Source organism: Pseudazoarcus sp. NS20, assembly GCF_059703745.1.
In genome coordinates this window covers 447,923-461,411 of record NZ_BAAKIY010000003.1, presented here as the reverse complement: position 1 = coordinate 461,411, position 13,489 = coordinate 447,923, and the positions used below count along the sequence as shown (strand labels likewise).

10 protein-coding genes are annotated in these 13,489 nt (G+C 64.3%); 5 read left to right on the top strand and 5 right to left on the bottom strand.

Annotated elements, in window-relative coordinates; all coding sequences use genetic code 11:
- Positions 1 to 26: 26 nt before the first annotated feature.
- From AC6H0W_RS10860 to ectA, 3 genes are read right to left on the bottom strand one after another with little or no spacing between them, the layout of a single operon-like run.
- Positions 27 to 416 carry an ectoine synthase gene (locus tag AC6H0W_RS10860; RefSeq protein WP_497577174.1) on the bottom strand — a complete coding sequence of 130 codons (390 nt, stop codon included), beginning with the start codon at positions 414 to 416 and terminating at the stop codon, positions 27 to 29.
- A gap of 57 nt (positions 417 to 473) precedes the next feature.
- Positions 474 to 1,754, bottom strand: coding sequence for a diaminobutyrate--2-oxoglutarate transaminase (gene ectB / locus AC6H0W_RS10855; RefSeq protein ID WP_497577173.1), 1,281 nt, complete (start codon positions 1,752 to 1,754; stop codon positions 474 to 476).
- A gap of 45 nt (positions 1,755 to 1,799) precedes the next feature.
- The gene (ectA, locus tag AC6H0W_RS10850; RefSeq protein WP_497577172.1) at positions 1,800 to 2,336 is read right to left on the bottom strand and encodes a diaminobutyrate acetyltransferase; all 537 of its coding nucleotides are present in this window, start codon (positions 2,334 to 2,336) and stop codon (positions 1,800 to 1,802) included.
- A gap of 419 nt (positions 2,337 to 2,755) precedes the next feature.
- Here ectA and AC6H0W_RS10845 point away from each other — a divergent pair, with 419 nt between their 5' ends.
- Both AC6H0W_RS10845 and AC6H0W_RS10840 read left to right on the top strand, forming a co-directional pair.
- Complete coding sequence (locus AC6H0W_RS10845; protein WP_497577171.1) at positions 2,756 to 3,619, top strand: hypothetical protein; 864 nt, start codon at positions 2,756 to 2,758, stop codon at positions 3,617 to 3,619.
- An 18-nt stretch (positions 3,620 to 3,637) separates the two neighbouring features.
- Positions 3,638 to 4,861, top strand: a complete 1,224-nt coding sequence (locus AC6H0W_RS10840) for an MFS transporter (protein WP_497577170.1) — start codon at positions 3,638 to 3,640, stop codon at positions 4,859 to 4,861.
- A gap of 3 nt (positions 4,862 to 4,864) precedes the next feature.
- Here the strand turns inward: AC6H0W_RS10840 and AC6H0W_RS10835 are convergent, their stop codons facing one another.
- Complete coding sequence (locus tag AC6H0W_RS10835; protein WP_497577348.1) at positions 4,865 to 6,022, bottom strand: BaiN/RdsA family NAD(P)/FAD-dependent oxidoreductase; 1,158 nt, start codon at positions 6,020 to 6,022, stop codon at positions 4,865 to 4,867.
- Positions 6,023 to 6,147: 125 nt separating this feature from the next.
- On the opposite strand from AC6H0W_RS10835, the gene AC6H0W_RS10830 reads away from it, so the two are divergent.
- Positions 6,148 to 6,435, top strand: coding sequence for a 4a-hydroxytetrahydrobiopterin dehydratase (locus AC6H0W_RS10830; RefSeq protein WP_497577169.1), 288 nt, complete (start codon positions 6,148 to 6,150; stop codon positions 6,433 to 6,435).
- A gap of 14 nt (positions 6,436 to 6,449) precedes the next feature.
- On the opposite strand, the gene pabB is transcribed toward AC6H0W_RS10830, so the two are convergent.
- Entirely contained in the window at positions 6,450 to 8,252 is a 1,803-nt protein-coding gene (gene pabB / locus AC6H0W_RS10825; protein ID WP_497577168.1) for an aminodeoxychorismate synthase component I, read from the bottom strand.
- Between the two features lie 105 nt (positions 8,253 to 8,357).
- Between pabB and AC6H0W_RS10820 the strand changes: the two genes are divergently transcribed.
- Both AC6H0W_RS10820 and AC6H0W_RS10815 read left to right on the top strand, forming a co-directional pair.
- Positions 8,358 to 11,300 carry an ATP-binding protein gene (locus tag AC6H0W_RS10820; protein WP_497577167.1) on the top strand — a complete coding sequence of 981 codons (2,943 nt, stop codon included), beginning with the start codon at positions 8,358 to 8,360 and terminating at the stop codon, positions 11,298 to 11,300.
- A 29-nt stretch (positions 11,301 to 11,329) separates the two neighbouring features.
- The gene (locus AC6H0W_RS10815) at positions 11,330 to 13,483 is read left to right on the top strand and encodes an EAL domain-containing protein (RefSeq protein ID WP_497577166.1); all 2,154 of its coding nucleotides are present in this window, start codon (positions 11,330 to 11,332) and stop codon (positions 13,481 to 13,483) included.
- Positions 13,484 to 13,489 lie beyond the last annotated feature (6 nt).

The following is a 13,489-nucleotide window of genomic DNA, read 5'->3' as shown; positions in this document are numbered from 1 at the left end:
CAGCCCGCCAGAGGGGCTCTGACGCCTTAGTCGAGGACCGGGTAGGCTCCGGTGGCGTCATGCTTCTCGCGGCCCGTCAGCGGCGGGTTGAACACGCACACCATGCGCATGTGGGTGCCTTTGTTGGCACGCAGGATGTGTTTGTCGTGCTTGTTGAGCGCGTACAGCGTACCGGTGCGGATGGCGTGCACTTCGCCCGTGCCGAGGTCTTCGATCTCGCCTTCGCCTTCGATGCAATACACCGTCTCCAGGTGATTGCGATATTCCATTTCCAGATTGGCGCCGGCTTTAATGATGGTGTCGTTCACCGAATAGCCCATGCCATCGCTCTTGTAGATGAGGCGGCGGCTGGTCCAGCCGTCGGAATCCACGTCGGCGTCGGTGCCGATGATCTGATCCAGGTGCTTGACGATCATGCGTTCTCCTTTTTGTTGTTGAGGGAAGCAGGGCCGCTCGAGGCGGCCCTGTCTGGATTAAGCGGCGCTTTGGGCCGGCTTGGTCTCGGTGTGATGCTTGAGGACGCTGGCAAGGCCGCGTTCGATGGTATCGAGGCCACGCACCAGCTCTTCTTCACTGATGGTGAGGCTGGGCAGCAGCTTGAGAACTTCGTCGTTGATGCCGGCCGTCTCGATGATCAGACCGTTGCGGAAGCATTCGGCCGACACCTTGCCGGCGATCTCGATGTCTTCGAAAGCCACGCCCCAGATCAGGCCGCGACCACGCACGGTGGCGCTGACGCCGGCGGTGTCGACGATGCGCTGCAGACGCTCGGACACGAGCTTCTCTTTCGTGGCGATCGACTTGGCCAGCCAGCCATCTTCCCAGAAGCCGAGCGCTGCGGCGGCCGTGACGAAGGCCGGGCAGTGACCACGGAACGTGCCGTTGTGCTCGCCCGGCGCCCACTGGTCGAGTTCGGGTTTCATCAGCACGAGCGCCAGCGGCAGGCCGTAACCGGACAACGACTTGGACAAGGTGATGATATCCGGCTCGATGCCGGCGTCTTCGAAGCTGAAGAAGCCGCCGGTACGGCCGCAGCCGACCTGGATGTCGTCGATGATCATCAGCACGCCATGACGCTGGGTGACTTCACGCAGGCGCTTGAGCCATTCCATGCTGGCAACGTTCACGCCGCCCTCGGCCTGCACGGTTTCAAGGATAACCGCGGCCGGCGTGTCGAGGCCGCTGCCGTCGTCTTCCAGCATGCGATCGAGATAGTCGAGCGTGTCGACTTCGTCGCCCAGATAGCCTTCAAACGGAACGGCGAGGGTGTTGTTCAGCGGCACGCCGGCGCCAGCACGCTTGAAGCCGTTACCGGTCACGGCGAGTGCGCCCAGCGTCATGCCGTGAAAGGCATTGGTGAAGTTCACGATGCGCTCGCGGCCGGTGACCTTGCGTGCCAGCTTCAGCGCGGATTCGACCGCGTTGGTGCCGGTGGGGCCGGGGAACTGCATCTTGTAGTTCATGCCGCGCGGCTTGAGGATGATGTTCTGGAAGCGCTCGATGAAGCGCTCTTTGGCTACGCTATACATGTCCAGCGTGTGCGTGATGCCGTCTTCCGTCAGGTACTCGATCAGAGCGGCCTTGATGCGGTCCGGGTTGTGACCATAGTTGAGCACGCCAGCGCCGGCGAAGAAATCGAGGTAGCTCTTGCCATCAACGTCGGTCATCCAGGCGCCCTTGGCGCTCTTGAAGACGGCCGGGAAGTTGCGGCAGTAGCTGCGCACTTCAGATTCGTACTGTTCGAAAATATTCATGATGTTTGTCCTCGTGGTTTTCTTGTAGGTATGGGATTGCTTCAATCAGGCGCTGCGGAGCAAGGCGCACGGCCGTGATTCAGGCAGTGGGCCGATGCGGTAAATCGGTTCGGCCGGGTGGTCGGCCGGGAACAACTCTTCGGTGAAGTGGGGCAGTACATCGCAGCCCACGCCGAGTTCGCGCGCAGCGGACTCGAACAAGCGACGCGAAGCTTCGTTGTCGTCGCTGATGGTGGCCGTCATCCAGCGGGCATTGCTCACCCCGGGCAGCTCGAGCCAGCGCATCAGCATGGTTTTGCCCAAGCCGCGGCCGCGCATCGACGGTGCCACACCGATCTGCCACACAAATGCGGCTTCGGGCTCGCGCGGAGGGCGGTAGCCGACGATGGCACCAACCACCTTGCCTTCGCTCTCGGCCACCAGGCAGGTGTCGCCGAAATCCGTCGCGAAGACGAGATAGAAATAGGCCGAATTCAATTCCAGCGTGCCGGCCTCGCCGATCATGCGCCAGATGGCGGCGCCGTCTTGCGGCGTGGCACTGCGGTACTGAATGGCGACGTCTTGATTCGAGAGCTTTGTCATGTCTTTCCCCGTAATGAAAATGTCATTGATGCGGGTGAAGCAAACCCGCTGCGCCAACGGCGCAACAAACAACGAAAAGTCAGGGAGGGGGGTGGCCGTTGGTCAGGCCGACTTCACGCGCACGGTGCGAAACGGCAGGCACCGGGCTTGCTTGCCACGAAGCGCCGCTGAGGCCGCGATTCGAAGGCGATGAGGGGATGATACGAAGGGTGCTGAGAGAGTGTCGTTCTGAGTTGTATCCGTACATTGATCCGCAAACTGCATTTCACGCCCCAAAGAGCGCCGCGAAACCGTTTGCTGCTGTAAGTATGCCCGCAATTCTAACACATTTGCACGAATGTATATTTGCTCGGCACGGGCGAGCCTCCCATGGCCCCAGGGCTTACAATCCCGCAGGCGAACCCACCGGAGAAGAGCCCATGTCGAAGCTGATCATCGTGCCTGCAAGCGAAACCGAGCGTCATGCGGCAGACCGCATTCGTGGCGCGCTCGAGACCTCGCCGCGGCTCGATCGCGAATGCATTGATGGCACCGAGCCTGATTCCGGGGCGCTGCACGGCACGCTGGCCGCGAGTGATTCCTTGCTCATCGTTGCGGGCAGCGACTGGGCGGATGTGTTGCCCCAGACCTCGGCCATGCAGGTGTTCGAGGCTGCTCGCCAGGCCGGTAGCACGGTGCGTTTGATCCTCCTCGACGAGGCGCCGGAGCCCGAGGCCGTGGAGCTACCTCCAGGCCTGCAGCCTTTGGCCGATGCGCTGTGGCATCCGGTGCGTCACACGCATTGGGCGACCGACGTGGCTGATCTGATCGACGAGCTGGCAACGCCCTTTCCGGTCGAAGCCGGGCCCGTGCGTCAATCGCCCGCGCGACAGATGCTGTATGCCGCAGGGCTGGTCGCCACCGTGGCCATCATAGGTGGCTTGCTGATCATGAGCCGTATGTGGGTGGATACGCCCGATGCGGTTGGGCGGTGGGTTGCAGAAGTCGATTACGGTCGGGGCATGGTTCGTGAGGAGCAGTTCAATTTTCGTGTGGCGGCCGGGCAGATTGCCGGCAGTGCTACGTGGCAAGGCTCGCGCCGCGTCATCGAAGGCAGTGTGCAGGACGGCGAGCGCCTGAGTTTCTACACGCGCAGCCATGAGAACCGTGGCAACGAGCGGCGCGAACTGCGTCATGACTATGCCGGCATTGTTGCCGCCGATTCGATCCGCTTCGAGTTGCGCACTACGGGCGGCTTCGACGAGCGCTCCGTGATCGAATTCGAAGCGCTTCGCGCGCCCTGACGCCAGGGGTTTTTCCGCTTGAACCCGGCTAGCCGTCCCCACGCCTGGGCAACGCTGTTTTTGCCCTTTGCGCTGGGGTATTACCTTTCGTACCTCTTGCGCACCGTCAACGCGGTGATCTCCCCCGACCTGACGACCGAATTGTCGTTGTCAGCGGCCGAGCTCGGCCTGCTTACCAGTGCATATTTCATTACGTTTGGTTTGGCTCAGATCCCGCTCGGCATCGCCCTGGATCGATTTGGGCCGCGCCGTATCAATGTAAGTTTGCTGTTGGTGGCCGCTGCCGGGTCGGTGGTGTTTGCGCTAGGCGAGAACATGCTGGAACTGAGCATCGCGCGCGGTCTCATTGGCCTTGGTGTTTCCGCTTGCCTGATGGCCGGGTTGAAGGCGTTCTCGCTGTGGTATCCGGTCGAGCGGCACGGTTCCATGACCGGTTTCATCATGGCCGCTGGCGCGCTGGGGGCGCTCACGGCCGCCACGCCGGTGGAAGCCGTGCTGCCCTTCATCGGTTGGCGCGGAGTCTTCTGGATACTGGCCGTGGTCGCGGTGGCCGCCGCAGCGCACGTCTGGCTGTGCATTCCCGACATGTCGCCGTCGAAAGAGGCGCAGACGCTGCGTGAGGCCGTGGGCTCCTTGCGCCACATTTTCCGGTCGCTTGATTTTCTGCGCTTTGCCGGCACGGCAATGTTTTTCACCGGCGGCTTCATGGCGCTGCAAAGCCTGTGGGCCGTGCCGTGGCTGATGAACGTCGATGCCTTGTCGCGCACGCAGGCGGCAGGCTATCTGGTGTTGCTCAATCTGGGGATGTTTTGCGGGCAGATGTCCATCGGCTTTTTCGGCACGCGCCTTGCGCGGCGCGGCATCCGGCCGGTGAACCTGCTGCAGGTGGGTTATTGCTGCATGCTCGCGGTGGAGTTGCTGATCATCCTCGGCGGGGCGCCCTCGGCGCTGTTGTGGTTTGCCTTCGGCATGCTCGCCGCGGTGAATGCCCAGGCCTATGTAGCGGCGGCATCGTGCTTCCAGCGTGAAGCCTTCGGCCGTGTCAGCACGGCGATCAACCTGATGGCCTTTGCCGGCGCCTTCATCGTGCAGTGGGGCATGGGGCTGGTGCTCGATGCCATGAGCGGCTCTGGCTATACCACCGTAACTGCGCTGACCACCGCCTTCACGGCGCTCCTCGTGATGCAGTCACTGGCCGTCATTCCGCTGTTTCTGCGGCGCGGCAGCGCTACCGCTGGCTGATCTTCACACGAACTGGGCAGCGGCGTGGCCGGACGACCACGCCCACTGGAAGTTGAAGCCGCCGAGGTGGCCGGTGACATCCATCACTTCGCCCACGAAGAACAAGCCCGGCACCGCACGCGCTTCCATGGTCTTGGACGACAGCGCATCGGTATCCACGCCGCCCAGCGTCACTTCGGCCTTGGCGTAGCCCTGCGTGCCGGACGGCACGATGCGCCAGTCCGACAGCGCCTGCGCGATGTCGCCAAGCTCGCGCGTAGAGAACTGGTTGAGCGGGCGCTCGTGCCCGTTCAGGGCGCACCAGGCTTGCGCAAAACGGCGCGGCAGGCGTTCGGCCAGCAGGTTGGCGAGCAGCGTGCGACTGCCGGCATGCTCGTTCAGCCACGCCGCCGCATCGATGCCGGGCAACAGGTCGACCGATACCGGCTCCCACGCATCGTCCTCGTAGGCTTGCTGCTGCCAGTAGCTCGACACCTGCAAGATCACCGGGCCCGAAAGGCCGCGGTGGGTGATCAGCATGGCTTCGCGAAAGCGCCCGCCGTCGCAGCGCGCAACAACGTCCAGCGATGCGCCCGACAGCGGCGCGAACAGCTCCAGCGTTTCCGGCGGCAGCGTCAGCGGCACCAGCGCCGGGCGCGGCGGCACGATGGGCAGGCCGAACTGCTCGGCAATGCGGTAACCGAACGGCGTTGCTCCGATCTTCGGAATCGACAGCCCGCCAGTGGCGATCACCAGGCTCTCGCAGCGCAAGGCGCCGCGCGCCGTGTCAAGCTCGAAGCGCAGGCTGCCTTCGTCGATGCGGCGAATGGCCTCGACCGAGCACGGTGTGGCCCATTCGACGTTGCCCCATTCGCACTCGGTGCGCAGCATGGCGATGATGTCTTGCGCGGATTCGTCGCAGAACAACTGGCCGTGTTCGCGCTCGTGATAATCGATGCCGTGGCGCTCGACCAGTTCGATGAAATCCTGCGAGGTGTAGCGTGCCAGCGCCGAGCGTGCGAAATGCGGGTTGCGCGACAGGAAGTTGGCGGGCTCCACCTTGCGGTTGGTGAAGTTGCAGCGCCCGCCGCCCGAAATGCGGATCTTCTCGGCCAACTTGCTGGCATGGTCGAGCAGCAGCACGCGCCGGCCGCGCTGGCCGGCCTGGCCGGCGCACATCATGCCGGCAGCGCCGGCACCGATCACGATGACGTCAAACGATTCGATGTGAGGCACAAGGGTGGCCGTGGTGCGGGAAACGGCGCAGGATACGCGCTCACCATTCACCCGGCAAACGGAGGCAGACCATGCCACAGAAACTCGAATCCACCGCCCGCCGCGATGCGCTTTCGGAACTCACGGAATGGCGCGAAGTGGTGGGGCGCGACGCCATCACGCGCACGCTGCGCTTTGACGATTTCAACGCTGCGTTCGGCTTCATGGCGCGGGTTGCGCTGAAGGCCGAGCAGATGAATCACCACCCCGAGTGGTTCAACGTCTACAACCGTGTGGAAATCACGCTCTCCACCCACGACGCAGGCGGTTTGACCGCGCTCGACATCAAACTGGCGAAGTTCATCGACGCGCTGGTGTGAGCCACAAGGTGTGATCAGCGCGTGATCAGCGTGGCCGGCAGCAGGCCGCGCAGGGCATTTCCGACGTACATCTGCCGCGCGGCCAGCAGCATGGCCGGGTCGATCACCGTTTCACGTGCGCGCCCGGCTTCGAGCAACTCGCGGCGCAGCACGCCGTCGAGCACACCGCAGGCAAGCGGCGGGGTGTACAGCACGCCATCGCCGAGATCGACGAACACGTTGCTGCGCGCGCCTTCGGCCACTTCGCCGCGTTCATTGAGAAACAGCAGGTCAAACAGGCCTGCGGCCTCGGCGTGCCGCATGGCGCGGTCGTACTGCGCGCGCGAGGTGGTCTTGTGAAGCAGCAGCCGGTCCGATGACTGCACCCGCTCGTCGGCCAGTGCCACGCGCACCGGCGCCGGCAGCGTCGTGAGCGGGCCACCGGTGATGGCAAAGTCGCCATCCGGGCTCAGTTCCAGGCGCACGCGGTGAAGGCCGGTCAGCGCTTCGGCGTGTGCATGCAGCGCGGCGCGAATGGTCGCCTCGTCGCACGCCATGCCGAAATGCTCGGCGGATGCGCTCAGCCGCTGCATGTGGCGGTCGAGCAAGGGGTAGGGGCGGGTGGCGTCGGCTTCGCAGCGAAGGGTCTCGATCAGGCCGAAGCGCGGTTTGAGGCCGGTGAGGAATTCGCCTTTCAGCACGCACTCTTCCCATTCCCGCTGCGGGTCGGAGTCGGCCACGATGCCGCTGCCCAGACTGCAGCGAAAACGCCCGTCGCGCTGCATCTCCAGCGTGCGGATGGGCACGCTGAAGCGGAAATCGCCGTCCGGCGCGATCCAGCCCAGGGCGCCGCAATACACGCCACGGGGCTCGTTCTCAAGCTCATGAATGATCTGCATGGCCCGAATTTTCGGCGCGCCGGTGATGGAGCCGCAGGGGAACAGCGCTCGGAAGATGCTCGGCAAGTCGGCGGTAACCGGCCCGGCTGACACCGTAGAGGTCATCTGCCACAAACTGGGGTAGGACTCGAAATCGAACAGGCTGTCCACGCGCACGCCGCCTGGCGGCACAAGACGGCCCAAATCATTGCGGATAAGGTCGACGATCATCACGTTTTCCGCGCGATTCTTGTCCGAGCCCAGCACCTCTTGCGGGTCGGCGTCGCGCGCCGCCGTGCCTTTCATCGGCCGGCACACCAGGCGGTCGCCGCTGCGTTCGACGAACAGCTCGGGCGAGCGTGACAGCAGCGCGCCGTCGGCATGCTGCACGAAGGCACCGTAGCGCACCGGCTGACGCTCGCGCAGCGCGGCGTACAACGCCAACGCTTCGCCCATGCATTGGCCGTGCAGGGCGAAGGTGTAATTCACCTGATAGCAATCGCCGGCGGCAATCCATTCGCGTATGCGCTCGACGTTGGCCATGTAGGTTTTGCGCTCGATGCCTGCGTGCACGCCGCCCACCACGGCCAGCCCGGCATGCTCATCGAGCCCATTCAGGCGTGCTTCCAATTGCGCGGCGGTTTGCTGTGGCGTGAGGTGCTGCGCACGCTCGAAAACCCAGGCGGTGAACAGCACCCCGTTGCGCGCGGGCAGACGCGCCTCGAAGGCATGACCGAGTTCGTAATTCGCCGCGAGGGCGATCCAGTGGCCGTCGCTGCGGGCGCGCTCAATGGCCGCGAACGCCGTGTCGATTTCAGCCGCCGAGCGGCACACGATGGTGTCGCGAAGCTCGTCCAGCCAGAGGTCGCCCGCACCGGCAAGGTTGTCGTCAAACAGTGCGAACGGAGCGGAGGCGACCGACATGGGGCGAGGCGGAAACGACGGGTGGGGGATGCGCATGGTAGCCGATCCGCCCCTTCGGGCGCGATGCTGGACAGATCGAAGCGCCCGCCACACAATCGCGCAGCGCTGCAATCCCCCGACTGCTCTTGTCCCGGAGACACGATGACGCAGATCGAGAACGTCAGATCTCCCGGCCGGGCCTCCTTCGTCTTCAATGCATTGGCCGTGGTCGGCTTGTGTTTGTTGATTGCAGTGTATGCATTGGTGGACCGCCGCGAGGTGCTCAAAGGCGCCTACGAAGAGGTCATCAACCTCAGCGACGCGTTGGCCGAGCACACGCGCCAGACACTGGTTGCGCTCGATCTGGGCTTGATCACGCTGTCTCGCGAGGTCGCCTCGCAGGGCGGGCTGGAAACGCTTTCCTCGCAGACCTTGTACGAGCTGTTGCTCGAACGGCAGGTCGCCTCTGCCACCACCTACGCCTTCTATGCGCTCGATTCCCAGGGCCGGCTCATCGGCTCATCCGGCTCGGCGCTGATTCCCGATCGCAGCTTCGCCGATGCGTCGCACTTCCTGTCCCACCTGAGCAACCCGGACAGCGGTCTTCTCATTTCACCCCCGCAGCAAGACCCATTGAACGACGGCTCCCAGCGCTGGGGCGTGACGATCTCCAAACGCATCGATGCGCCAGACGGCAGGTTCGGAGGCGTGTTGGCCGCCGTGCTGTCGGTGGAGCACCTTCTGGAGTTCTACGACACCTTGCGTATCGGCGAACATGGCTTGGTGGCGCTGATCCAGACCGACGGTCGCTTGGTGGTGCGCAGTCCGTCCGAGCCGGACAAGCTTGGCAAGCCGCTCATCGACGCGAATCTACTGGCACGGCTGGCGCAGGGGCAAGAAGGCTATTTCGTGACACGCTTCGCCGCCGACACGGTCGAGCGCATCGTTAGTTATGACCTTGTGGGTGACCGCGGCGTCATGGTGCTGGTCGGCTTCAGCACGGACGAGGTGTTGGCACCGTGGCGTGAGCGCTTGCTATACCTGTCGCTCATCACCGCGGCGGTCATCGCACTGTTCATGTTGGCTGGAGCGCTTTTCACCCGGCAACTCGCGCGCAGCAGGTCTTGGGAAGAAGAGCGCATTCGGCGGCTGTCACGCCTCGCCGAAGCTTCGACCGAACTCGCCCGCGCGCGCGATGAAGACGAGCTGCGTGTGCGGGTCACGCACCTTGCCCGAGAGCAAGTGGGGGCGCTCCATGCGGTGAGCAGCGTGATCCAGCCCGACGCCCCCGGCGGATACGTGCATTCATTTGCGCCGGATGAGCACGGATCTGCCGCAGCCTTGGTCAGTGCCCAATCGCTTGAGGAAGCGGTGCGCCGCGGCACTCAGGCCTTTGTTTTGCCGACAGCGGAAAGCGGCGCCGGCGAGTGCCTTGCTGCCCCCATGGTGGGGCAGTCGGGCGTGCCTCTGGCCGTGATGCGGCTGCTGGCGCAGCCAGGGCGAAGGTTCAGCGAAGTGGATGTAGCCGAGATCACCCAGCTCGCCAACTTCACGGCGGTTGCGCTGGAAAACCTTCGCGCGGTGCAGCACCGCGAAGCGGCGGCGCTCAAGCTCGAAACCGTCTTCAGTTCAATTTCGGATGGCGTAGCGGCGGTGGATGCCGAATGGCGTTTCACTTACCTCAACGCCGAGGCCGAGCGGCTGCTGCAGCGCTCAAGCGACGAACTGCTCGGGCAGAACATGTGGGACGCCTTTCCCGAAAGCACCGAGTCCCCGGCGTTTCCGGTGTATCGCCAAGCGCGCGAGGAGAGCCGACCGGTCACCGCCGAGTTCTACTTTCCGCCGCTCAAAAGTTGGTTTTCGGTACGTGCCTACCCCTACGAGCAAGGGTTGACAATTTACTTTCAAGATATAACGCAACGTATTGAAATAGAAGAACAGTTGCGCCATTCTCAGAAGATGGATGCGATTGGAAAGCTCACCGGTGGCGTGGCGCACGACTTCAATAATCTGCTGACCGTGATTCTCGGCAACGCCAACGCCGCACTGGAGTGGGCAGACAGCGCCAATCTGGCGCCGGCTGCGCGCAGACAGATCGACCTCATTCGAGTGGCTGGCGAGCGCGCCGCCGAGCTGACGCACCGTTTGCTGGCCTTTGCCCGGCGTCAGCCGCTCGACCCCGTGCCCACCGACGTCAACCGTTTGCTGAGCGAGTTCGATGAGTTGTTGCGGCGCACGCTGGGGCACGGCATCAAGATTCAGCTTCGATTGCCGGACGACGTGTGGCAGGCAGTGGTCGACCCGCACGAACTGCAGAACGCCATCCTCAACCTCGCCATCAACGCCCGCGATGCCATGCCGGACGGCGGCGTGCTGGGCATTGCCAGCGCCAACGTCACCATCACCGGACAGAACGCGGCGCTCTTCGATCTCCCCGCCGGCGACTATGTCGTGGTCGAAGTGTCGGACACCGGGGAGGGCATGCCGCCTGAAGTAGTGTCGCGCGCCTTCGAACCCTTCTTCACCACCAAACCGTCAGGCAAAGGCTCGGGCCTGGGCCTGTCGATGGTGTATGGCTTTGCCAAACAATCGGGCGGGCAGGTGCAGATTGTCAGCAGCCCCGGTGCGGGCAGCACGCTGCGCATTTATCTGCCGCGCGCCTTCGACAGTGCTGCCGGCAGCGCGCCGCATGCGGCCGTGGTGGATTCGCCCCGCATTCAGGCCCATCTCGCGGGGCGCGGTCAGCACGTTCTGCTGGTGGACGATGACGATCTCGTGCGCATTCACACCGACGCCTGCCTGCAACAACTGGGCTACACCGTCACGGCCTGCGCCGACGGTGCGCAGGCGATGGAGTATCTCGACAACGGCGGTACCTGCGACGTGCTGGTGACCGACGTGCGGCTGCGGGACGGCGCGAGCGGGCCTGAGGTGGCCGAAAGTGCGCGAATGCGTTGTCCGCGCATCAAGGTGCTGTATGTTTCGGGATACACCGAAAACGCGTTTTTGCATGACGAGCGTGTCGAAGTGGACATCTGCCTGCTCGGGAAGCCTTTTCGCACGGAAGACCTCGCGCGCAAACTGCGCGAGCTGCTGTCAAACTGAAACGCTGATCGGGACTACGCTCACGCACGATGCCTCAACCCACACTGATCATCCTCGACGACGAGCCCATGGTGGGGCACACCATGGAAGGCATTGCCGAGGCAGCCGGCTATCGCGTGCGCCTCACCGCCGATGCCGATGAGTTCTTCGCCGCGCTACGCGAATTCAAGCCCGATTGCATTGCCATTGATCTGATCATGCCGGGCATGGACGGCGTGCAGGTCATGGAGGGGCTGGCCGAGGCCGGATGCGGGGCGGGCATCATCATCACCAGCGGCTCGGGCCTGCGCGTGCTCGACGCGGCTCGGCGCGCCGCCGCGGAAAACGGCCTGCGCATTCTCGGTGTGCTGCACAAACCCTTTCGCCCGGCCGAGTTGCGCTCGCTGCTGCTTCGGCAAAGCGGCGAAGATCAGCCACAGCGCACCGAAGCCGCGGCCAGCCGTGAATCCAGGCTCGGCCTGGCCGATCTCACCGAGGCCCTGCGGCTGCATCAACTGATCCCCACCTACCAGCCGCGCATCGAATGCCGCTCCGGCGCCATCGCCGGCTTCGAGACCCTGGCGCGTTGGCAACACCCGCGCTACGGGCTGGTGATGCCCGACGAATTCATTCCGCTGGCCGAGTCCAACGAGCTCATTGACGCTCTGACCGAGCAGATCGCCCGCAAGGCGCTCAACTGGTTCGCCAACCTGCTGTCAGGCAAGGGTCTGAAGACGCGCACCTTGCTGTCGCGCCACTGGTTCGAGCGCCTGCGTCTGTCGATCAACATCTCGCCGTTGTCGCTCTCCAACGAGGCGCTTTTCGAGCGCTTGCTGAGTCACATGCGCGCGCTCGGCATCGAGCCCGACCGCATCGTGCTCGAGCTCACCGAGTCGAGCGCAATGGCCAATCAGGCTGCATCACTGGGCTTTCTCACGCGGCTGCGCATCAAAGGCTTCCAGCTCGCCATCGACGACTTCGGCACCGGCTACTCTTCCATGCTGCAACTGGTGCGGCTGCCGTTTTCCGAGATCAAGATCGACAAATCCTTCGTCATGACCAGCAGCACCTCGCAAGAGTCGCGCTCGGTCACGCGCTCGGTGGTCGATCTGGGGCGCAGCCTCGGGCTCGAATCCACCGCCGAGGGCGTGGAAGACGAAGACACGCTGCGCTTCCTGCGCGAGATCGGTTGCGATCTGGTGCAAGGCTATCTGATCAGCCCGCCGCTCGACGGCAACGGCATGCTGCAGTGGGTGGCCGAGCGCTGCCGCATCGACGAACAGGCGCGTTTGCGCAGCCTGCATGGCCTGGGCGTGCTCGACACCCCGGCCGAAGAGCGTTTCGACCGCGTCACACGCCTGGCGCGCCGCTTGCTCGACATGCCGATGGCACTGGTCGGCCTGATCGACGCCGAGCGCGAGTGGATCAAGTCGGTGCAGGGCGTGGAAATCTCCGAAGTGCCGCGCGAGCACGCCTTCTGCACGCACGCCATTCAGGACGACAGGGTGTTCGTCGTGCCCGATGCGCGCGCCGACGCCTTGTTCCGCGAGAACCCGCTGGTCACCGGTGACGACGGCCTGCGCTTCTTTGCCGGCTGCCCGTTGGTGATGCCCGATGGCGCGCGCATCGGCACGCTGTGCGTGATGGACCACGCGCAGCGCGAATTCACCCCGCGCGACGAAGAAGTGCTGCGTGATCTGGCCGGCATGGTCGAGAGCGAGTTGCAGATCGACCCGCGCAGCACCAATGACCCCATCACCGGGCTGCTCAACCGCGATGCCTTCGAGCACCGCGCCAGTGAATTGCTTGCGCTGTGCAACAAGTACGAGCGTAACGCCGCCTTGATGCTGTTCGATCTGGATGGCTTCTGGGACATCAACGACACCGCGGGCGAGGGCGAACGCATGCTGGCCGCCTTCGCGCGCATCGTGCGCGAGGCGCTGCGGGGCTCCGATCTGGTCGGGCGTTTCGGCGGGGACGAGTTCGTGGCTCTGCTCAGCGACACCGACGCGGCCGGCGCACAGGCCTTGCTCGTGCGCTTGCGTGAGCACGTGAAGGCCGCGGCAGGCGTTGCTGGCAACCGCTTCAGCCTGAGCTTCAGTTGCGGCATCACCACCTGCAGTGCGGGTGACCACTACAGCTACCAGCGCATGCTGAGCCGCGCCGACGAAGCCATTTACGAAGCCCGCAAGCTGCGCGCCTGAAGCATT